The sequence below is a fragment of the uncultured Stenotrophomonas sp. genome, assembly GCF_963519925.1.
Lineage (GTDB): Bacteria > Pseudomonadota > Gammaproteobacteria > Xanthomonadales > Xanthomonadaceae > Stenotrophomonas > Stenotrophomonas maltophilia_AE.
The window spans coordinates 33,693-54,855 of record NZ_CAUQPH010000004.1 but is presented as its reverse complement, the minus strand read 5'-3'; the positions used below and the strand labels follow the sequence as shown (position 1 = coordinate 54,855).

At 67.7% G+C, this 21,163-nt stretch carries 17 protein-coding genes; 8 read left to right on the top strand and 9 right to left on the bottom strand.

The genetic code is table 11. The annotated features are described in order from the left end of the window. Positions 1–2: 2 nt before the first annotated feature. Positions 3–455, bottom strand: coding sequence for an SUF system Fe-S cluster assembly regulator (locus RWO33_RS01825; RefSeq protein WP_314101466.1), 453 nt, complete (start codon positions 453–455; stop codon positions 3–5). Positions 456–628: 173 nt separating this feature from the next. On the opposite strand from RWO33_RS01825, the gene RWO33_RS01820 reads away from it, so the two are divergent. Both RWO33_RS01820 and RWO33_RS01815 read left to right on the top strand, forming a co-directional pair. Then, complete coding sequence (locus RWO33_RS01820) at positions 629–1,096, top strand: SET domain-containing protein-lysine N-methyltransferase (protein WP_068854575.1); 468 nt, start codon at positions 629–631, stop codon at positions 1,094–1,096. 83 nt (positions 1,097–1,179) lie between these two features. Then, positions 1,180–1,722, top strand: coding sequence for a type 1 glutamine amidotransferase domain-containing protein (locus tag RWO33_RS01815; RefSeq protein WP_314101462.1), 543 nt, complete (start codon positions 1,180–1,182; stop codon positions 1,720–1,722). A gap of 31 nt (positions 1,723–1,753) precedes the next feature. On the opposite strand, the gene RWO33_RS01810 is transcribed toward RWO33_RS01815, so the two are convergent. The 4 genes from RWO33_RS01810 to RWO33_RS01795 form a co-directional block, all read right to left on the bottom strand. Beyond that, the gene (locus RWO33_RS01810; protein ID WP_314101460.1) at positions 1,754–2,350 is read right to left on the bottom strand and encodes a DUF1439 domain-containing protein; all 597 of its coding nucleotides are present in this window, start codon (positions 2,348–2,350) and stop codon (positions 1,754–1,756) included. A 90-nt stretch (positions 2,351–2,440) separates the two neighbouring features. Further along, positions 2,441–2,974 carry a hypothetical protein gene (locus RWO33_RS01805; protein WP_314101457.1) on the bottom strand — a complete coding sequence of 178 codons (534 nt, stop codon included), beginning with the start codon at positions 2,972–2,974 and terminating at the stop codon, positions 2,441–2,443. Between the two features lie 40 nt (positions 2,975–3,014). Further along, complete coding sequence (locus RWO33_RS01800) at positions 3,015–3,323, bottom strand: DUF3861 family protein (RefSeq protein WP_145478347.1); 309 nt, start codon at positions 3,321–3,323, stop codon at positions 3,015–3,017. 259 nt (positions 3,324–3,582) lie between these two features. Continuing rightward, complete coding sequence (locus RWO33_RS01795; protein ID WP_068854576.1) at positions 3,583–3,981, bottom strand: HU family DNA-binding protein; 399 nt, start codon at positions 3,979–3,981, stop codon at positions 3,583–3,585. A gap of 383 nt (positions 3,982–4,364) precedes the next feature. Here RWO33_RS01795 and RWO33_RS01790 point away from each other — a divergent pair, with 383 nt between their 5' ends. Then, a complete protein-coding gene (locus RWO33_RS01790; RefSeq protein WP_145478346.1) occupies positions 4,365–4,799 on the top strand; it encodes an OsmC family protein in 435 nt (144 codons plus the stop codon). Between the two features lie 102 nt (positions 4,800–4,901). Here RWO33_RS01790 and RWO33_RS01785 read toward each other — a convergent pair whose 3' ends face one another. Next, entirely contained in the window at positions 4,902–5,777 is an 876-nt protein-coding gene (locus RWO33_RS01785; RefSeq protein ID WP_314101449.1) for a PhzF family phenazine biosynthesis protein, read from the bottom strand. Positions 5,778–5,951: 174 nt separating this feature from the next. Between RWO33_RS01785 and RWO33_RS01780 the strand changes: the two genes are divergently transcribed. The 4 genes from RWO33_RS01780 to RWO33_RS01765 all read left to right on the top strand — a co-directional run bounded on the left by RWO33_RS01780 (position 5,952) and on the right by RWO33_RS01765 (position 12,588). After that, the gene (locus tag RWO33_RS01780; protein WP_314101446.1) at positions 5,952–8,555 is read left to right on the top strand and encodes a bifunctional aspartate kinase/diaminopimelate decarboxylase; all 2,604 of its coding nucleotides are present in this window, start codon (positions 5,952–5,954) and stop codon (positions 8,553–8,555) included. Between the two features lie 41 nt (positions 8,556–8,596). Continuing rightward, complete coding sequence (gene murL, locus RWO33_RS01775) at positions 8,597–9,949, top strand: UDP-N-acetyl-alpha-D-muramoyl-L-alanyl-L-glutamate epimerase (protein ID WP_314101443.1); 1,353 nt, start codon at positions 8,597–8,599, stop codon at positions 9,947–9,949. Continuing rightward, positions 9,930–11,339 carry a UDP-N-acetylmuramoyl-L-alanine--D-glutamate ligase gene (murD, locus tag RWO33_RS01770; protein WP_314101440.1) on the top strand — a complete coding sequence of 470 codons (1,410 nt, stop codon included), beginning with the start codon at positions 9,930–9,932 and terminating at the stop codon, positions 11,337–11,339. Before murL ends, murD begins: the two co-directional genes overlap by 20 nt. Before the next feature lie 454 nt (positions 11,340–11,793). Beyond that, a complete protein-coding gene (locus RWO33_RS01765) occupies positions 11,794–12,588 on the top strand; it encodes a dienelactone hydrolase family protein (protein WP_314101438.1) in 795 nt (264 codons plus the stop codon). Positions 12,589–12,748: 160 nt separating this feature from the next. Here RWO33_RS01765 and RWO33_RS01760 read toward each other — a convergent pair whose 3' ends face one another. Further along, positions 12,749–13,747: a polyprenyl synthetase family protein gene (locus RWO33_RS01760; RefSeq protein ID WP_314101436.1), complete on the bottom strand. Its 999-nt coding sequence runs from the start codon at positions 13,745–13,747 to the stop codon at positions 12,749–12,751. Between the two features lie 192 nt (positions 13,748–13,939). Here RWO33_RS01760 and RWO33_RS01755 point away from each other — a divergent pair, with 192 nt between their 5' ends. Further along, positions 13,940–15,553 (top strand): alpha-glucosidase family protein, encoded by a 1,614-nt coding sequence (locus tag RWO33_RS01755; protein ID WP_314101435.1) that lies wholly within the window; start codon positions 13,940–13,942, stop codon positions 15,551–15,553. Between the two features lie 487 nt (positions 15,554–16,040). Here the strand turns inward: RWO33_RS01755 and RWO33_RS01750 are convergent, their stop codons facing one another. Continuing rightward, positions 16,041–18,791: a TonB-dependent receptor gene (locus tag RWO33_RS01750; protein ID WP_314101433.1), complete on the bottom strand. Its 2,751-nt coding sequence runs from the start codon at positions 18,789–18,791 to the stop codon at positions 16,041–16,043. 277 nt (positions 18,792–19,068) lie between these two features. Next, positions 19,069–21,072, bottom strand: coding sequence for a glycoside hydrolase family 97 protein (locus RWO33_RS01745; RefSeq protein WP_314101521.1), 2,004 nt, complete (start codon positions 21,070–21,072; stop codon positions 19,069–19,071). Positions 21,073–21,163: the final 91 nt, after the last annotated feature.

Here is a 21,163-nt window from a genome sequence, read left to right as displayed (position 1 = left end):
GATCAGGAGACGACATCCGCCGCGATCACGCGGCGGGGGACGTCAACAAGGGGAAGAGGGGGCAGGATCTGCGCCAGGGTGACCTTGCGCAGTGCGTCGGACACCACGTCGTTGATCATCCGCCAGCTGCTGCGCGCGCCGCACTGCAGCTCGCGTCCGCACTGGCTGTGGTCGTGCGCGCACTCGGTCAGGCCCAGCGGGCCTTCCATGGCTTCGACGATCTCGAACAGGCTGATCTGGTCGGGGCGGCGGGTCAGCCGGTAGCCGCCACGCACGCCGCGCAGGCCTTCCACCAGCCCGGTCTGGGCCAGCGGCTTGAGCAGCTTGCTGACGGTGGGCGGCTCGAGGCTGGCAAATTCGGCCAGTTCGGTCGCACTGAGGACCTCGCCCGGGCGCGCGGCAAGGACGGTCAGGACGACAGTGGCGTAATCGGTAAGCTTGGTGACGCGGAGCATGGGGAGGGCAGAGCCGTAAAGCGGACTGAAATTGTACGCTTTTATGCTGGCGCATCCAACCCGGCCTGTTCAGGTGTTCCGGACGGCGCGCCAGCAGGGGCGCGGCGCGGACGTGGTTGGGCAATCACAAAGATTAAGCGAGAATCGACCATCCCAACGTAATGGCCAGCCACATGCCCAAGAAGATCCAAGCCCGCAAGTCGACCATTCACGGCAATGGCGTGTTCGCGCTGGCGCCGCTCAAGAAGGGCGAGCGGGTGATCCAGTACAAGGGGCTGCTGCGCAGCCACGCCGACGTGGATGCCGATGATACCGGGGATGTGGAAAGCGGTCACACCTTCCTGTTCACCCTGAACGACGACTACGTGATCGATGCCAACTACAAGGGCAACGATGCGCGCTGGCTGAATCACAGCTGCGACCCGAACTGCGAGGCGGTGATCGAGGAAGCCGAGGGTGACAACCGCCGCGAGGACAAGGTGTTCATCGAGGCGATCAAGGACATCAAGCCGGGCGACGAGCTGACCTACAACTACGGCATCACCCTGGCCGAGCGCCACACCGCGCGCCTGAAGAAGATCTGGGAATGCCGCTGCGGCTCGAAGAAGTGCACCGGGACGATGTTGCAGCCCAAACGATAAGAACGCGACGTCGACATCGCGGTCACTCTCCGCCAATGCGCGGACCTGCATGGTAAGGGCTCACTTTTCGAAGGAGCCCCCACATGGCACATGATCTGAACGGCAAACGCGTCGCCATCCTCGCGACCGATGGGTTTGAACAGTCCGAGCTGCAGGAGCCGAAGCGGCTGTTGGAGTCCTGGGGCGCGAAGGTGTCGGTCGTCGCGCCGGGTGATGCCGGAAAAATCCGCGGCTGGAAGGACAAGGACTGGGGCGAAAGCGTTCCGGTCGACCAGCCGTTGGAGGGCGCAGACGCCGGCAGCTTCGACGCACTGGTGCTACCGGGTGGGGTGATCAACCCCGATCAACTGCGCACCCAGGCTCCGGCGGTGGAGTTCATCAAGGCGTTCGCGGCCGATGGTAAGCCGGTGGCGGCGATCTGCCATGGCCCGTGGCTGTTGGTGGAATCCGGCCTGGCCAAGGGCCGCAAGCTGACCTCGTGGCCGTCGCTGAAAAGCGATCTCGGTAATGCGGGCGCGCAGTGGACCGATGCGGAAGTGGTGGTCGACAACGGAGTGATTACCAGCCGCAAGCCGGATGATATTCCGGCGTTTTCCGAGGCGGTGGCGAAGGCGCTGCTGGCGTGATCGTGGTGGTGGAGCCGGGCAGAGCCCGGCTCTACCGGCCGAGGACGCCGGCGGGGACGAGGGTGCCGAGGTCCTGGTTGAAGGTGACGACCAGCTTGCCGTTCTGCACCTGCGCGGACTGCACCTGCAGCGCGCCGAGCATGGCGCCTACGGTCGGGTCGATCTTGTAGATCGGCTCGCGACGGGCGTAGTCGACCAGGAAGGCGTTGAGCAGTTCGCGGGTGCGCGAATCCAGCCGGCCGCCGTTGTTGACCGGCGTGAAGTCATCCACCGTCGGCTGGTCCAGGTGGAAGCCCTGGGTCTGCGCGTCGTAGCGCAGGCCGCTGCTCAGCTTGACCTTGCCCAGCGGCGCCGGTGCGCTCCCGGCGGTGGCCAGTGCGACATCGAAGCCCAGGTCCAGCCGGTTGCCCTGTGGCAGGGTCAGCTTGGGGTGGCTCATGGTCATGGCGATCAGGCCGCCGAGCGCGTCCTGGGTGCGCGGGAAGCTGGTGTCCAGGTACTGCTGGACGTCGCTGGCGCCCACCGACAGTTCGCGACCGGAAATGCTGGGGGCCGCCTGGGCGCCGACGGCGGCGGCGACGAGAACGGTGCAGGCGGCAAGGCGGGTGAGCAGGGGGCGTAGCTTCATGGGCGAAGGCGCGTTGGAGGAGGACGTCGACACCATAGCGCGTTGGGCTGAATCAGCGCTTCATGGAGGCGGCGATGCATGGCTGCCCGTTCACCGCAGCACGGGCTGCAGCGAGGCGCTGTGGATTTCCCAGCCGCTCTCGTCCGGGCGCGGCTGCAGCCGGTACCAGCCCTCGAAGATGAAGGTACCGGTGCCGGTGGTGGCGCGGACCCGCACCGGCACTTCACGCAGGCGCGAAGGCTGGGCGGTGTCGCGGGCGATCGGGCTGCCGGTGTCCACGCGCAGGTTGCGCAGGTCTGGGATGTCGCGCAGCACGGCATCGTCGGGGCGGGCCCCGGTGCGGCCGCCGCTCCAGTACGCGTCGGAAGCGCTGCGGTCGCTGCCAGGCAGGGCATACATGTACCTGCGCACGGTGGCGCCTTCGTCGGCCGCGCCAGGCGCGACCGCGTCCGGCGTCGCTGCAATCGGCGTGGCCGGTTCTGGTTTGTCAGCGGCGTCGGTGTCGGCGTCGGGCAACACGGCGGTGTCGGCGGCGGTCCCGGTGGGCGCGCTGCCCGCGACCGGATCGGGTTGGCAGGAGCATCCGCCGAACAACAGTGGCAACAGCATTACGACTCGACGCATGGCGCACTCTCCCCGGAGGAGGGGAGAGTGTAACGGTGCTTCAGGGCGCGCGCTGGATCCCGTCCAGTGCGGCCAGTACCTGGTCCAGCTGCGGCTGCAGCGCGGTCAGCGGGTGGCTGGGCTGGTCCGCGTAGCGCTGCGCCAGGTCGAGCAGCAACTGGGTGGCGACGATGGCAGCGGCGCGTTCATCACCGCTGAGCCCGGTCTGGCGGCGGGCCACTTCCAGCAGCCGCATCCAGTCCTGCTGGGCGCGGTGTTCCAGTTCGATCGTGCAGCGTCCGCTGCACTGCAGCCCGTCCTTCTCGATCGGGGTAACGGTGATGCGATAGCGTTGCGAGGGGCTGGCCATGGCGGTGCACTGTGGGGGGATGGACCCACCATAGGCGCGGCACGGGTGCCGGGCGACAGGCGCCGCCGCACGCAGTGTTCCACCTTGTGCGTTCCGTCCACGCTGCAGGGCGGCGCGGAGGCCGTGGCGGCTGGGTCTGCGCGCGCCAGCCGCGCAGGGGCGACCTTTGGAAACGCTGTGTTTCGCGGCGTCGTGGTGGCCCCAAAAAGAACGGGACGGCCAAAGCCGTCCCGTCCGGGTACTGCAGGAAGCGCGCTGATTACAGCGCGGCGTCCTTGAGCTTCTTGAGCGGACGCACCTTCAGCTTGGTGGTGGCCGGCTTGGCAGCGAACCACTGCTCTTCCTTGGTGAACGGGTTGATGCCCTTGCGCTTCGGCTTGGCCGCAACGCTGACGGTGGTGATCTTCAGCAGGCCCGGAAGGGTGAAGCTGCCTGCGCCCTTCTTGTGCACCGAGGAGGCCACGGCGGTTTCCAGCGAGGCCAGCACCGCGCGGACGTCCTTGGCGACAACGCCAGAGGCTTCGACGATGTGTGCAACCAGGCCGGACTTGGTCAGCACTTCCTTGATCGGCTTCGGAGCTGCCGGCTTGGCGGCGGCCTTCGTAGCGACTTTCTTCACTGCCTTCTTCGGGGCAGCCTTCTTAGCGGTCTTTGCCATGGTTTCCTGTTCCGTGATCGGTTGGTTGGGTGGTCGCGCCGAACCCATCGGCAAGCGAAATGTAGGGCAACAATGCGGCGCCGCCAATAGGCTAACGCATAAATATTCGGCTTTTCTGCATTCATGGTTACCGCAGTGCATCAGGACATGCCCGAAAAATGGGTGTCGGGGCGTGGCCCGAACCGGCCAGCGCGGCGTGCGTGGCACGCCTGCCGGGGCACGAAACGCCTTGGAAACAGCGCTTTGCGCGCTGCCTCGCGCGAACGCCGTGAGGGCCCGGCCGCTGGGGTGCGACCGGTAGCCGCAGCCGGGCGCGGCCAGACACGGCGCTAACGCCAGCCGGTCTACGCTGGTGCTGCCATTCACCCACAAAGGAAAAACCGATGGGCATTTCGCGTCATGCCACCGCGCACTGGGAAGGTGACCTCAAGACAGGCAAGGGACAACTCAGCACGCCGCAGAGTGGCCTGCTGGACAAGACCCGCTATGCCTTCAGCAGCCGCTTCGGCGATGAAAAGGGCACCAACCCGGAAGAGCTGATCGCCGCCGCGCACGCCGGCTGCTTCACCATGGCGCTGTCGGCCAAGCTCACCGAGGCCGGTTTCGTGCCTACCTCGCTGGACACCGAAGCGAAGGTCGACCTGTCGATGGAAGGTGGCCCGCAGCTGTCGCAGATCACGCTCAAGGTCAAAGCGGTGGTCCCCAACATCGACGCGACCCAGTTCCGCGCCATTGCCGATGATGCCAAGCAGAACTGCCCGGTATCCAAAGCGCTGAGCGCGGTACCGATCAGCCTGGAGGCCGAGCTGGCATCCTGAGCCGAACCGCAAGGGGGCGGGCGACCCGGCCCCCTGCGTAGAGCCACGCCCTGCGTGGCTGAAAACGGTAAAGAAAGAAGCGCAGCCACGCAGGGCGTGGCTCTACCAGGTGATCATTCCCTGGATGACGGTCTGCACCTGGCCGCCGGACCAGACGTCACCTTCGGCATCCACGTGCAGGCTGAGGCGCGCATCGTGCCCCACCTCCCGCCCTTGACTGACCACGTAACTGCCGTCCCGGCCCGGCAGCGCATCGCGGCTGTCCAGCCAGGCTGCCAGCACGGCGTTGGCAGCGCCTGAGGCCGCATCTTCGAAGCGCCGCCCGTTGCCGACGAACGCGCGGGCGGCCAGGTCGTAGTCCGCCCCCGCGCCTCGCGCGTATGCGAATACGCCCATGCTGTCGGTGCTTTCCGCCAAGGCGGCGATGGCATCCCAGTCCGGCGACAGCGCGCGCAACGTGGCTTCATCGGCCAGTTCCACCACCCACCAGCTGCGTCCGCCGGACATGCGGGCAGGCGGCAGTTCGCCCAGCGCCCAGCCGGCCAGCGCAACCTTCAGGCGCGGATCATCGGCGGTGGTCACTTCGGCCACCACTGCGCGCGGGGTGCGGATGGCGATGCTGCGCGTGGCGCCTTCACCCACCACCCGCAGCGGCAGCGCGCCGGCGATGCCGTCCTGGACCAGGACGCCGTCCACCGGTGCTGCCAGGCCCGCCTCCAGCACCGCATGGGCGGTGCCCACGCTGGGGTGGCCGGCGAAGGGTACTTCCTTCTGCGGGCTGAACATGCGGATGCGGTAGCTGGCGCCCGCCGCCTGCGGTGCGAACACGAAAGTGGTTTCCGGCAGCCGGGTCCAGCGCGCGATGGCCTGCATGCGCGCATCGTCCAGGCCCTCCGCGTCCAGCACCACGGCCAGCGGGTTGCCGGCGCCGGGGTAGGGGGAGAACACGTCAAGCTGGAGGAATCGGCGGGCAGTCATGGCAGGTCGGTCAGGCGGAACGGTCGGGCAGCTTAACAAGCCCGCGCGGCCGGGTCCGGGGTGAGCGGCCGATGCCGCCGCGCAGGCCCTGCGGGGGCCGGGCTTGGCATAGAATCAGAGGTTCGGCCCGGCATGCCGGATCGATCCCCCCACTACCTACCCATTCCTACCTCCATGTCAGCTTCCCCCCTTGTCGATCGCTGGATCGTACTGAAGTTCGGCGGCACCTCCGTGTCGCGTCGTCACCGCTGGGACACGATCGGGAAGCTGGCGAAAAAACGTGCGGAAGAGACCGGCGCGCGCGTGCTGGTGGTGGTGTCGGCCCTGTCCGGGGTCACCAATGAATTGACCGCGATCGCCGATGGCGCCGCCGACAGCCGCGCCCGCGTGGATGCACTGGTGGCCCGCCACCGCGAATTCCTGGCCGAGCTCGAGCTGGACGCCAGCGCGCTGGATGTGCGCCTGGCCGCGCTGCAGGGCCTGCTGGATGACCCGCGCGCCGCCGCCCGCCCGCTGGAATGGCAGGCCGACGTACTGGGCCAGGGCGAACTGCTGTCCTCCACCATCGGCGCGGCCTACCTGCGCGCCAGCGGCCTGGATTTCGGCTGGATGGACGCCCGCGAGTGGCTGCAGGCGCTGCCGCCGCAGCCGAACCAGAGCGACTGGTCGCAGCGGCTGTCGGTGAACTGCCAGTGGCGTTCGGACGACGCGTGGGCTGCTGGCTTCCGCGCGCAGCCGACCCGCATGCTGATCACCCAGGGCTTCATCTCGCGGCATGCCGACGGTGGCACCGCGATCCTCGGCCGCGGCGGCTCGGATACCTCGGCGGCTTACTTCGGCGCGCTGCTCGGCGCCAGCCGGGTGGAAATCTGGACCGACGTGCCGGGCATGTTCAGCGCCAATCCGAAGGACGTGCCGGACGCGCGCCTGCTGACCCGCCTGGACTATTACGAAGCGCAGGAAATCGCCACCACCGGCGCCAAGGTGCTGCACCCGCGCTCGATCAAGCCGTGCCGCGACGCCGGCGTGCCGATGGCGATCCTGGACACCGAGCGCCCGGAGCTGCCGGGCACCAGCATCGACGGCAACGCCGCGCCGGTGCCCGGGGTGAAGGCGATCAGCCGCCGCAACGGTATCGTGCTGGTGTCGATGGAAGGCATCGGCATGTGGCAGCAGGTCGGCTTCCTGGCCGACGTGTTCGGACTGTTCAAGAAGCACGGGCTGTCGGTGGACCTGATCGGTTCGGCCGAAACCAACGTGACCGTCTCGCTGGACCCGTCCGAGAACCTGGTCAACACGGATGTGCTGGCCGCGCTGTCGGCCGACCTGTCGCAGATCTGCAAGGTCAAGATCATCGTGCCGTGCGCGGCGATCACCCTGGTCGGGCGCGGCATGCGCTCGCTGCTGCACAAGCTGTCTGACGTGTGGGCGACCTTCGGGCGCGAGCGCGTGCACATGATTTCGCAGTCGTCCAATGACCTCAACCTGACCTTCGTCATCGATGAAGCCGACGCCGACGGCCTGCTGCCGATCCTGCATGCCGAGCTGATCGACAGCGGCGCCATGCCGGTGGAAGAGGGCGAAGTGTTCGGCCCGCGCTGGCGCGAGATCGCCGGCACGATCCGGCCGCGCGAGACCGCCTGGTGGCGGGGCCAGCGCGAGCACCTGCTGCACCTGGCCCAGGCCGGTACCCCGCGGTACGTGTACAACCTGGCCACGGTGCGGGCGCGGGCGCGGGCGCTGGCCGCGATCAAGCCGATCGACCAGCGCTACTACGCGATCAAGGCCAACAGCCATCCGGCCATCCTGGAGCTGCTGGAGCAGGAAGGCTTCGGCCTGGAATGCGTGTCGCACGGCGAGCTCAAGCACGTGTTCAACGTGCTGCCGACGCTGTCGCCGCGGCGGGTCCTGTTCACCCCCAGCTTCGCGCCGCGGACCGAGTACGAAGCCGCGTTCGCGCTGGGCGTTACCGTGACCGTGGACAACGTGGAGGCGCTGCAGCGCTGGCCGGAGCTGTTCCGCAACCGCGAGCTGTGGCTGCGCGTGGACCTTGGCCGTGGCGAAGGCCACCACGCCAAGGTCCGCACCGGCGGCAAGGACTCCAAGTTCGGCCTGCCGATCGCGCGCGTGGACGAGTTCGTGCGCCTGGCCGAAGCACTGGGCACCCGCGTGGTGGGCCTGCACGCTCACCTGGGCAGCGGCGTGGACACCGCGCAGCACTGGCGACTGATGTGCGACGAACTGGCCGGCTTCGCGCGCCGGATCGGCAGCGTGGAGACCATCGACATCGGCGGTGGCCTGCCCATTCCGTACAGCGCGGATGACGAGCCGTTCGACCTGCAGGCGTGGGCGGTCGGCCTGGCCGAGGTCAAGGCCGTGCACCCGGCGTTCCGCTTGGCGATCGAGCCCGGCCGCTACCTGGTGGCCGAATCCGGCGTGCTGCTCACCACCGCCACCCAGGTGGTGGAGAAGGACGGCGTGCGCCGGGTCGGCCTGGATGCGGGCATGAACACCCTGATGCGCCCGGCGCTGTATGACGCCTGGCACGACATCGAGAACCTGAGCCGGCTGGGCGGGTATGCCGAAGGCCTGTTCGACGTGGTCGGACCGATCTGCGAGTCCAGCGACGTGTTCGGCAAGCGCCGCCGCCTGCCGGTGTCCACCGCGCCGGACGATGTGATGCTGATCGCCGATGCCGGTGCCTACGGCTACGTGATGGCCAATACCTACAACCAGCGCGAGTTGCCGCGCGAGGACGTCATCGATGACGTGCCCTGAGCGCGCGCCGCTGGTTCCCCTGTTGCCTCACCGGATACCCCATGACTGCTTTCGATAAACACCAGGTTGCCTGTTTCCGTTTCGTCCGCTGCGATTTCGCCGCGGACACCGGCGTGGCGCAGCTGGTCTACGCCTTCGACAACGGCCCCGAGCTGATCGAGACGGTCACCATTCCCGGCGCCCCGTTCGTGCTGGAAGGCGCCCGCGCCGACGCCGTGCAGCAGGCGCTGCGCCTGCTGCACCTGATTGCCGGTGTCAGCTACTACAAGGCGGGCGTGCCGGCGCAGGTGCGCATCGACAGCTACGCTGTCGACGCCGACACCGCCGCGCTGGTGGAAACGGTGTATCTCAACGGGCTGGGCGAATTTGCCTACCGCAACGGACTGAACCTGCGCGGGCGCTTCCGCCTGCCGGTCGAGGGCGAAGCGGTCGTCGCCCCTGCGCTGGGACTGCGCGAGCATGCGCTCGTGGCCATCGGCGGTGGCAAGGATTCGCTGGTCAGCATCGAGGCGCTGCGCACGCTGGGCATCGCCGAAACGGTGACCTGGATCGGCGGCTCGCAGCTGATCCGCGCCTGTGCCGAGCGCACCGGCCTGCCCACGCTCAACATCGGCCGCACGCTGGCGCCGGAGCTGTTCGAGCTCAACCGCCAGGGCGCGTGGAACGGGCATATCCCGGTCACCGCAGTGAATTCGGCGATCATGGTGCTGGCCGCGCTGCTGCAGGGCGTGGACCAGGTGGTGTTCTCCAACGAGCGTTCGGCCAGCTACGGCAGCCAGATTCCGGGCACGGGCGAAGTGAACCACCAGTGGTCGAAGGGCTGGGCGTTCGAGCAGGCGTTCGGCGAGCACCTTGAAAAGCACGTCGCCGCCGACCTCCATTACTACTCGCTGCTGCGCCCGCTGTCGGAGCTGGCGGTGGCGCGCCAGTTCGCCAGGACCGATTTCTACGACGCGCACTTCTCCAGCTGCAACCGCAACTTCCACATCCTCGGCGAGCGCCCGGTGAACCGCTGGTGCGGGGTCTGCCCGAAGTGCCACTTCGTGTTCCTGGCGCTGGCCCCGTTCATGCCCAAGACGCGGCTGGTGGGCATCTTCGGCCGGAACCTGCTGGACGACCCGGACCAGGCCGGCGGCTTCGATGCGCTGCTTGAATTCCAGGACCACAAGCCGTTCGAATGCGTGGGCGAAGGCCGCGAATCGCGTGCCGCGATGGCCACCCTGGCGGCGCGCCCGGAATGGAACGAAGACGCGCTGGTGAAGCGCTTCATCCAGGAGATCCAGCCGCAGCTGGACGGCGCCGAACTGCAGATCGAACCGCTGCTGGTGCTGGAAGGCGAGCACCGCATTCCAGCGGCGATCTGGGAGCGCCTGCGTGCGAATTTCGCAGCTTGAAGGCAAGCGCGTAGCGCTGTGGGGCTGGGGGCGTGAGGGGCGTGCGGCGTTCGCCGTCCTTCGCCAGCGCCTGCCCGCGCTGGAGCTGACCCTGTTCTGCCCCGACGCCGAGGCCGCGGTCGCGCGTGCCGAGGCAGGGAATGCGCTGCAGGTGCGCTCGGGCGTCAGCGGCGACGCGCTGGCCGCCTTCGAGGTGGTGATCAAGTCGCCGGGGATCAGTCCCTACGGGGAAGCCGCGGTTGCCGCCGCCGCGCGGGGCACGCAGATCATCGGCGGCACGTCGTTGTGGTTCGCCGAACACGCCGATGACCAGGGCACCGTGCGCGACACCGTTTGCGTGACCGGCACCAAGGGCAAGAGCACCACCACTGCGCTGCTGGCACACCTGCTGCGTGCCTCGGGTGCACGTACCGCGCTGGTGGGCAACATCGGGCTGCCGCTGCTCGAGGTGCTGGAACCGCAGCCGGCGCCAGACTATTGGGCGGTGGAGCTGTCCAGCTACCAGACCGGCGAGGTGGCGCGCAGTGGCGCGCACCCGCAGGTGGCGGTGGTGCTGAACCTGTTCCCGGAACACCTGGACTGGCACGGCAGCGAAGCGCGCTACATCGAGGACAAGCTGGCGCTGGTGACCGACGCGGCGCCGCGCATCGCCGTGCTCAACGCGGCCGATCCGCACCTGGCGACGCTGTCGCTGCCGCGCAGCGAGGTGGTCTGGTTCAACCAGCTGCAGGGCTGGCACATGCGCGGTGAGTGGGTGTTCCGCGGGGAGCAGCAGGTGTTCGATACCGCGAACACGCCGCTGCCGGGTCGGCACAACCGCGGCAACTTGTGCGCGGTGCTGGCGGCGATCGAGGCCCTCGGGCTGGATGCCGTCGCGCTGGCGCCGGCGGTGCAGGACTTCCGGCCGCTGCCCAACCGCCTGCAGACCCTCGGCAGCCGGGGCGCGCTGCGCTTCGTCAACGATTCGATCAGCACCACGCCGCACGCCAGCCTGGCGGCGCTGGAATGTTTCGCCGGCCAGCGCATCGCGCTGCTGGTGGGCGGGCATGACCGGGGCCTGGACTGGCACGACTTCGTCGACCACATGGCGCACGACGTGCCGCCGGTGGAGATCGTCACCATGGGCGCCAATGGACCGCGCATCCACGCGTTGCTGCAGCCGCTGGCGGACGCCGGGCGGTTCGGGCTGCACGCGGCGGGTCACCTGGACGAAGCGGTGCGGCTGGCCTGCAGCGCGCTGGGTGCGCAGGGTGGGGTGGTGCTGCTGTCGCCGGGCGCGCCCAGTTTCGGGGCGTACCGCGATTACGTCGCCCGCGGCCGCCATTTCGCCGAGCTGGCCGGGTTCGATCCGGACCAGATCACCGCGATCCCGGGGATCGGGATCGGCTGACGTTTCGCCAACGGCGCAGCCGCCGGTAGAGCGGACGGTAGAGCGGACTGTCAGTCCGCTGCTCTTCGCGGACCACCCTGGCATAGCGCCAACGGCGCAGCCGGACGGTAGAGCGGACTGTTAGTCCGCTGCTCTTCGCGGACCACCTTGGCATAGCGCCAACGGCGCAGCCGACTAACAGTCGGCTCTACCATCCGCCGAGTGACCATCCGCCGCGTGACCACCCGCCGTGTAACCACCCGCCGTGTAACCACCCGCCGAGTGACCATCCGCCGTGTGACCATCCGCCGCGTTACCCCCCCCCGTGTGACCATCCGCCGCGTTACAACCCGCGACGCGCCTCCCGCCGCGTTACTACCCGCCACGTGCCCCCCGCCGCGTAGCCACCCGTCACCTGCGGCCCGTCACATGTTCCGGCATACACTCTGGGCTCTTTCCCAGAGGGAGCAGGCGCATGAAGCAGCAATGGCAGTGGGGTGCGGCACTGGTACTGGGCATGACGGCGTTGCCGGCGGTGGCGGCGATGCAGGCCAAGCCAGTGGAGTGGCAGCACGAAGGGACCACCTTCAGCGGGGTGCTGGTCTACGACGACGAAGACAACGACAAGCGCCCGGGCCTGGTGATGGTGCCGAACTGGCGCGGTGTCAACGACTCGGCGATCGCCAAGGCCAAGCAGCTGGCCGGCGACGATTACGTGGTGCTGGTGGCGGACGTGTATGGCAAGGGCGTGCGCCCGAAGACCGACGCCGAAGCCGGCCCGGTCGCCACCAAGCTGCGCAATGACCGCCCGGTGCTGCGCGCCCGCGCGCTGAAGGCGCTGGAGGTGCTCAAGGCCCAGGCCGGCAATGCGCCGCTGGATGCCTCGAAGATCGGCGCGGTCGGGTTCTGCTTCGGTGGCACGACGGTGCTGGAACTGGCCCGTGCCGGTGCGCCGCTGGCCGGCGTGGTGAGCCTGCATGGCGGGCTGGGGTCGCCGCTGCCTGCCAAGGCCGGTGGAACGCACCCGTCGGTGCTGGTACTCAACGGTGCCGATGACAAGGGCATCAGCAAGGACGACATCGCCAGCTTCGAGCAGGAGATGAACGCGGCCAAGGTCGATTGGGAGTTCACCAATTACAGCGGTGCGGTGCATTGTTTCGCCGAGGCCGACGCCAACAACCCGCCGGGGTGCCTGTACAACGAGCGCGCGGCGAAGCGGGCGTGGGAAAGCCTGGATACGTTCTTCGAACGGTTGTTCGACAAGCGCTGACGCACGCCGCGTTGCGGCGCCGCCCGACCAACGGTCTGGCGCTACCCCGGAATGCGAAATGCACGTGCCAGCCCGGTAGGCGGCGACCGTTGGTCATCGCGCCCCGAAAAATGCCGGTGCCAGCCCGGTAGGTGACGACCGTTGGTCGTCACCCGCGGAATCAATGCGAACGCTGTACCGCGTAACGGGCCAGGCCACGCAGGGCGGCGACCGCGTCGTTGTCAGCCAGGCCGTCGAGCGCGCGCTCGGCGGCGTCGGCATATTCCTCGGCGCGGCGGCGGCTGTAATCCAGCCCGCCGGTGGCGTGGATGGCGGCCAGCACTTCCGGCATGGCGTCGGCATCGCCGTTCTGCACGATGGTGCGCAGGCGCTCGCGGGTGGTGGCGTCGGTATGCGCCATGGCGTGGATCAGCGGCAGGGTCGCCTTGCCTTCGGCCAGGTCGTCGCCCAGGTTCTTGCCCAGTTCCTCGGCGTTGGCCGAGTAATCCAGCACGTCGTCGGCGATCTGGAAGGCATAGCCCAGCGCCATGCCGTAGTCGTACAGCGCCTGCTGGGTGGCCTCGTCGACGCCGCTGGCCAGCGCGCCCAGGCGGGTGCCGGCGGCGAACAGCACCGCGGTCTTGCGTTCGATCACCCGCAGGTAGGCCGCTTCGTCGGTGTCCGGGTTGTGCACGTGCAGCAGCTGCAGCACTTCGCCTTCGGCGATGCGGTTGGTGGTGTCGGCCAGGATCTGCATGACCGGCATGCGGTCCAGTTCCACCATCAGCTGGAAGCTGCGCGAGTACAGGAAGTCGCCCACCAGCACGCTGGGCGCGTTGCCCCACAGCGCATTGGCGGTGCTGCGGCCACGCCGCAGGCTGGATTCGTCGACCACGTCGTCGTGCAGCAGGGTCGAGGTGTGGATGAACTCGATGATGGCCGCCAGCTGGTGGTGCTCCGGGCCGGCCTGGCCGACCGCGTGTCCGGCCAGCATGACCAGCATCGGCCGCAGGCGCTTGCCGCCGGCGGAGATGATGTGGTCGGCGATCTGGTTGATCAGCACGACATCCGAGGACAGTCGGCGGCGAATCAGCGCATCGACGGCGGCCATGTCGGGCGCGGCGAGCGACTGGATCTGGGGCAGGCCCAGCGCGGGGCGGGTGTCTTCGGTGATGGTCATGCGGTCTGACTTTCAGGCTTGGGCGGAATTATAGGCGGTGCGGGCGTATTCCGCCCGCGAAGGCCGCCGCGCCCCGGCAGGGCGTGAATACGTATGCACCCCGCGCCACCGCCGAGGGCAGCCCGCTAAGCTTGTCGGGTACGTTCTGGCGCCCGTGGGAGGGCGCCCTGGAAGCCCGGAGGGGGGCCCTCGATGACGCAGACTCCATGGTGGCGCGGTGCCGTCATCTACCAGATTTACCCGCGCAGTTTCCTCGATGCCAATGGTGACGGGGTGGGCGACCTGCCCGGCATCATCGAGCGCCTGGATTACGTGGCCTCGCTGGGGGTGGACGCGATCTGGATTTCGCCGTTTTTCACTTCGCCGATGGCTGACTTCGGCTACGACATCGCCGACCACCGCGACGTGGACCCGCTGTTCGGCACCCTGGCCGACTTCGACCGCCTGCTGGCCAGGGCGCACGCGCTGGGCTTGAAGGTGATGATCGACCAGGTGTTCAGCCACACCTCGATCGAGCATGCGTGGTTCCGCGAAAGCCGCCAGGACCGCACCAATCCCAAGGCGGACTGGTACGTGTGGGCCGACCCGCGCGAGGACGGCACCCCGCCCAACAACTGGATGTCGATCTTCGGCGGCGTGGCCTGGCAGTGGGAGCCGCGCCGCGAGCAGTACTTCCTGCACAACTTCCTGGCCGACCAGCCGGACCTGGATTTCCACAACCCGGCCGTGCAGCAGGCGACGCTGGACTACGTGAAGTTCTGGCTGGACCGGGGCGTGGACGGCTTCCGCCTGGATTCGATCAACTTCTGCTTCCACGACCGGGAGCTGCGCGACAACCCGGCCAAGCCGGCGGAGAAGCGCCTGGGCCGTGGCTTCAGCGCGGACAATCCGTACGCGTACCAGTACCACTACTACAACAACACGCGTCCGGAGAACCTGCCGTTCATCGAGCGCCTGCGCGGGCTGCTGGACCAGTACCCGGGCGCGGTCAGCCTGGGCGAAATTTCGGCCGAGGATTCACTGGCGACCACTGCCGAATACACCGCGCCGGGCCGCCTGCACATGGGCTACAGCTTCGAGCTGCTGGTGAAGGATTACAGCGCCGCTTACATCCGCGACACCGTGTCGCGGCTGGAAGCGACCATGACCGAGGGCTGGCCGTGCTGGGCGATCTCCAACCACGACGTGGAGCGCGCGGTGACGCGCTGGGGCGGCCATCCGGCACAGCCGCGCCTGGCGCGCCTGCTGGTGGCGGTACTGTGCTCGCTGCGCGGGTCGATCTGCCTGTACCAGGGCGAGGAACTGGGCCTGGGCGAGGCCGAGGTGCCGTTCGAGGCGCTGCAGGATCCATATGGGATCACTTTCTGGCCGAACTTCAAGGGCCGCGACGGATGCCGCACGCCGATGCCGTGGCTGGACGCGCCACTGGCGGGATTCACCACGGGTACGCCGTGGCTGCCGATCCCGGAGGAACACCGCAGTGCGGCGGTGGCCGTGCAGGAACACGATCCGCACTCGGTGTTGAACGCGTTCCGCCAGTTCCTGGCGTGGCGGCGGACGATGCCGACGCTGTTGCTGGGTGACATCCGTTTCCTGGAGACGGCCGAACCGGTGCTGATGTTCGAACGCACGCATGGCGATGAGACGCTGCTGCTTGCGTTCAACCTGTCGGCCGAGGCGGTACAGGTGGCGTTGCCGGCGGGCGACTGGCACGCGCTGCACGTGCCGGGGCCGGATGCGGGGCAGGCCGAGGGTTCGCAGCTGGCGCTGCCGGCGCAGGCGATGTACTGCGCGCGGCGCGGCTGATTCACGATTTCCGGTGGTATTGAAGGGCGGGGCTGCGAAGTCCCGCCCTTTTTTTGTTCTCCGCTTGCTTCCGAAGGCCGTGGAAGCTGGGTGCGCGGTCTTCGATCAAGTTAATCGCGAGCGTTAAGGGCCCCGCCGCGGCCGGCAGGCCCCTATGCAAATGTCCCCCGGCCGACGCCTGCGGCGACGGCCTCCTCCTTTACTTTGCCAGGGACCTACCGGCCGCGACGGGGCTCGACTTACGGCTCGCGATGGAAAAGCGGAAATCAGGGGCGACGCCGGTGGGGTGAGTGCGGGGCCGCCATGCCCTTGCGGCGAAGTAAAGGAGGAGGTGGCGGCCGCAGGCCGACGCCGGGGGACATTCGCAGGCAAGGGTATGGCGGCCCCGCACTCGCCCCAACGGCACCCGCGTTTGATTCACCACTGACCCACGACAAAAAACCCGCTGCTCGCGCAGCGGGTTCTTCGTTCGTGCTTCATGCCAGGATCAGAACTTGTAGTTCACACCCAGCATGTAGGTACGGCCCCACTCGATGTATTCGAGCGGACGATCCTTGGTGCCGGCATACGTGCGGTACGGTTCGTTGGTCAGGTTGCTTCCCTGCAGCAGCAGGGTCAGGCCCTTCATGGCGCTGTCGTCGGCGAAGGTGTAGCTGATCTGCGCGTCGGTCACGTTCTCGCCCACCACGTAACGCAGGGTGCGGTTGCCGTTGAAGTTGCCGATCTCACCGATGAAGTCCGAACGACGACGCTGGCTCACGCGCGCTTCGAAGCCGTTGCGCTCGTAATAGGCGGTGAAGTTGTACACGCGCTCGGACAGGCCCGGCAGGCTGATCGGATCGGTGCCCACGCTGGAGGCGCTTTCCGGGTCCAGGATCTCGATGTCGCTGTCGTTGAAGGTCGCGCTGGCCTGGATGCCGAAGCCGAGCAGGGGCGCGGCAATCATCTCCAGCGGCAGCGAGGCGGTCAGTTCCAGCCCACGCAGGGTGCCGCCTTCGCCGTTCTGCGGCGCGGAGAACGTGCCGGTGGTCTGCAGCGGGGCGGTCATGCCCGGCGGAATGACGTAGCTGGCCAGCAGGTCGCTGAAGTCGTAGTCGTCCACCGACTGGGTGTAGACGTAGCTCTTCAGGTCCTTGTAGAAGATCGCCGCCGCCACGTACGCCTTCTCCCCGAAGTACTTCTCGTACGACAGGTCGATCGCGTTGGCGCGCCACGGATCCAGCAGCGGGTTGCCGCCGCTGCCGCCTGGCTTGCCGGTCGCCGTATCCACGCCGAACTCGAGGCCGGCGCGCATCTGGTCCACGCGCGGGCGCGCGACCTGCTTTGCCACTGCGAAGCGCAGGGTCTGCTGGTGCGGGAACAGGAAGGCCAGGTTCAAGCTCGGCAGCCAGTCGGTGTAGGTCTTGCCTTCGTCGATCGGCAGCACTTCCTGGCCCACCGGACGCGAGCGGTCGAAGTAATTCGACTGCGAGCTCTGGTCGGTGCGGATCATCTGCACGCCGATGTTGCCGCGCACGCCCACTTCACCGATGTCGGTATTGATGTTGGCCCGGACCCACGCGGTGGTGGTCTTTTCCTGCACCACCCACGACTTCGGAATCAGGTAGTCCAGGTTGGTGACCGGGTTGAACACCATGTAGCGGTCCACCGCAGCCGGAACGTTCCAGGCCGGGATGTACCCGATGCCGGCGAAGCCGAGGTTGACCGGGGCGTACTGCAGGTCGCCGGCCACGTTGGCGTCACCCTGGTCGCCGAGCAGGATGTTGCCCTCGGCCTGGGTCTTTTCCTTGCGGCGATCGGCGTAGTTCACGCCCACGTCCACGTCCTGGAACCACGACAGCGCTTCGGGCACGTTGAACGTGCCCTGCAGGCGCGCACCCTTCAGGCGGTCTTCCACCTGCGGCACCTTGCCGTAGCCGGAGCCGTAGATGGTGTTGGTCAGGTAAAGCGCCTCGGGATTGGAGTAATCCAGGCCCGGGCGGATCTGCGAGAACCCGTTCGGGTTCACCGTCAACCCCACGGTATCCAGCTGCGGCATCGGGGTGAGCTGCAGGTTGTTCTCCAGGTTCAGCTCGTCGCGCGTGGCCTTGGAGTAGTTCACATCGGCGGACAGCTTGAAGCTGTCGAAGGTCAGCTCGTTGTTCCAGCCGAACGCGTCGATCTTGTCTTCGCGCTTGTTGTACATGCCGCGCACCAGCGGGTACACGCCGCTGGCGGTGCCGCCGGTGAAGGTGTTGTTGCCATTCACCTGCGGGTTGGTGATCAGCAGGCCCGGGGTGTAGCCGCCGTTGTAGTTGCTGAGATTGAGCTCGAACTGGTTGGCGGTGTCGATCTGCTCGGCTTCGGTGTGGAACAGGTCCAGCGTGCTGGTCCAGAGGTTGGACGGACGGAACTGCACGGTGGCCATGTAACCGTCGCGCTTGGCATTGCCGGTACGGCGCAGCGCCTTGATGCCGTCGGAGAACGCGGTCCCCGGGGCGACGCCCGGGCGGTTGCCCTGGTCGGTCTGCTCGGTGGTCCACGGCTCATACAGGCCGACCTGGTTTTCCTGGATCGGGTTGTCGCTGTGCGCGTAGCCCAGCGCGATGCCCCAGGTGTTGTCGGCGAACTGGTCGATGTAGCTGGCGCTGAAGCGGTTGCCGAAGGCGTCCACGTTGGCGGCCTTGCCCAGCGAGTTCTTCGAGTAGCGGCCGCTGACCGCGATCACCCGCTCGCCGAAGCTCAGCGGACGCACGCTCTGCATGTCGATGGTGCCGGACAGGCCCTGGCCGACCAGCGCGGCGTCCGGGGTCTTGTACACGGTCACGCCGTTGATGAGTTCGGACGGGTACTGGTCGAACTCGACGCTGCGGTTGTCGCCGGTGCTGACCACTTCACGCCCATTGAGCAGGGTGGTGGCGAAATCAGGCGACAGGCCGCGCACGCTGATGACCTGGGCGCGGCCGGCCACGCGCTGGGCGGCCAGGCCGGGCAGGCGGGCCAGCGATTCGGCGATGCTCACGTCGGGCAGCTTGCCGATGTCTTCGGCCGAGATGACCTCGACCACCGAGGTGGCGTCCTGCTTGATCGCGATGGCATTCTCGATGCCGCGACGGATGCCGGTCACCTGCACGGTGTCCAGCTCGGTGGCCGCGCTGCCGGTGGTCGGCGCGGTGGTGGTGGACTGCGCCGACGCCAATGACGGCGTCAGGGCGACGGCCAGCGCGATACTCAGCGCGCTGCGCTTGCGATTCAACATTTTCCCCTCCCAGGCAATGTTGCCAAACTCATGTTGTGATCAACGGCGATGCGTTGCCGCAGGTGTCACGGCGTGGTGGCCGTTGACTGCGTGGCTATGGTAGGCAGCGCGCCTTCTGCGTGAATCATCCTGCATACGTATTCAATGAAAATGCGGGATTGTGGAACCGGTTTCACCGGCGGCACGACCAACGGTCGTGCCCTACCCGGGCATTTGACGCCCGCGCGTGGTACGCGTGTGCGGGCGCGGTAGATAACGACCGTTGGTCGTTACGGCTTCACAACGGGGTAAACCGGATGGCTTGGCCACCACCGGGCGCCAGCACGATGGTCAGGGTATCCGCGCTGGTGACCTGGCGGGTTTCGCGCCTGAACGCGAACGGATTGGACTGATAATCCGCACCCTCCCCATCGCGGTAGATCTCGGCGCGGTAACGCACGCCGGGTTCCAGGAACGACAGCGGTACCGGCAGCGAACGGCCATGCTCGTCGGTGATGCTGCCCAGGAACCAGTCGCGGGTGTTGCGGTCCTTGCGCACGATGGTCACGTAGTCGCCCACCTCGCCGTCCAGTACCCGGCTGTCGTCCCAGTCCACCGCCACGTCCTCGATGAAACGGAATGCCTCGCGGTGCTGTTCATAATGTTCAGGCAGGTCGGCCGCCATCTGGATCGGGCTGTAGATCACCACGTACAGCGCCAGCTGCCGCGCCAACGTGCTGGGAATGGGCTGGCCGTGGCGGCCTTTCAAACTGAGGATGCCGGGGGTGTAGTCCATCGGCCCGGACAGCATCCGGGTAAACACCAGGTTGACCTCATGTTCGGGCGGGTTCGGCGGCTGGCCCCAGGCGTTGTATTCCATGCCGCGCGCACCCTCGCGCGAGATCCAGTTCGGATACGTGCGACGCAGTCCGGTGTCCTTGATCGGCTCGTGTGGGTTCACCGCGATATGCCGCTTCGCCGCTTCCTGCACCACCTTCAGGTGATGCCGGGCCATGAACTGGCCGTCGTGCCACTCGCGCCACAGCGGCCCGCCGGCCGGATTGCGCCGGTCCACCTGGCCGTCGTCGCACACATAGCCGCTCTTGAACGAGTCCACCCCCAGCCGCGCGTACAGGTCCAGCGCCGCACCCAGCTGGTCTTCGTAATGTTCGATGGCGCAGCCGGTTTCATGGTGGCCGATCAGGTGCACCCCTTGCTTCGCGCCGTAGGCCGACAACGCTTCAATGTCGAAATCGGCGGTAGCGCGGGTGAAATCGAAGTCGTAGCCGTTGCCGACCCACATGCCGTCCCAGCCCGGGTTCCAGCCTTCCACCAGCACGCCGCGGAAGCCGTGCCTGGCCGCGAAGTCGATCACCTTCTTCGTCTTCGCGGTGGTGGCCGCATGTCTCGGGCCGGTGGCCCAGCTTTCCTGGTCCAGGTGCATCGACCACCACACGCCCAGGTATTTGGACGGCTTAACCCAGCTCACATCGCCCAGTGCGTTGGGTTCGTTGAGGTTGAGGATGAGGTTGGAGTCGACCAACCCGCCGGCGGTGTCGCTGATCTGGAGGGTGCGCCACGGCGTGCTGAAGGGCAGGGTGCGGCGTACCTTCCAGCCCTCCGCCGAGGGCGACAGCTGGGCCCGCAGGCGCTGTCCGTCGGTGCGGCGCAGCCACATGCCGGCGTAGTCGACCAGCGCCGCCTCGTGGATCGCCACGTGCAGGCCATCGTGGCTGCGCAGGGTGAGCGGGGTATGCGCCAGCGGAACCTGGGCCAGTGGCGTGCGCTGGTACAGGTATTCGTAATGGATGGGCTCGCCGGCCGGAATCCACCACGCGGTGGATTCGGGGGCGATCGCGAACTCGGTCAGCTCGTCATCGATGATCGCCTCGCGCAGGCCCGGCTGTTCGGGGAAGCGGTAGCGGAAGCCCAGGCCGTCGTCGTAGACCCGGAACACCACGTCCAGGCGGCGCTTGGCACCACTGCGTTCGCCCAGCTGCACGGTGACTTCGCTGTAGTGGTTGCGCACGTTGCGGCGTTCGCCCCACGGCTGTACCCAGGTGTCATCCACGCTGCGGGTGTGCTGGCCCAGCACTTCCAGGTCACGGTCCAGTCGCCCATCGCGCAACTGGAAGCCCAGCTTCGATTCAGCCACCACGGTCTGGCCCAGCCGTGCGACCCGGTAGCTGGGCATGCCGCCGTCGAGCTGCAGCGATACCGTCAGCACGTTGCCTGGGGAGCTGGCGCTGGCCACCGTGACCGGTTCAGCCTGGGCAGCGCTGGCGCAGACCAGCAGGGACATCGCCAGCCAGGCCAGCGGACGGGACACGCGCAGTGCGCGCGGCAACGCAACAACGAAAGCCATTTCCCCTCCCAGGGCAGCCGGAATCCGG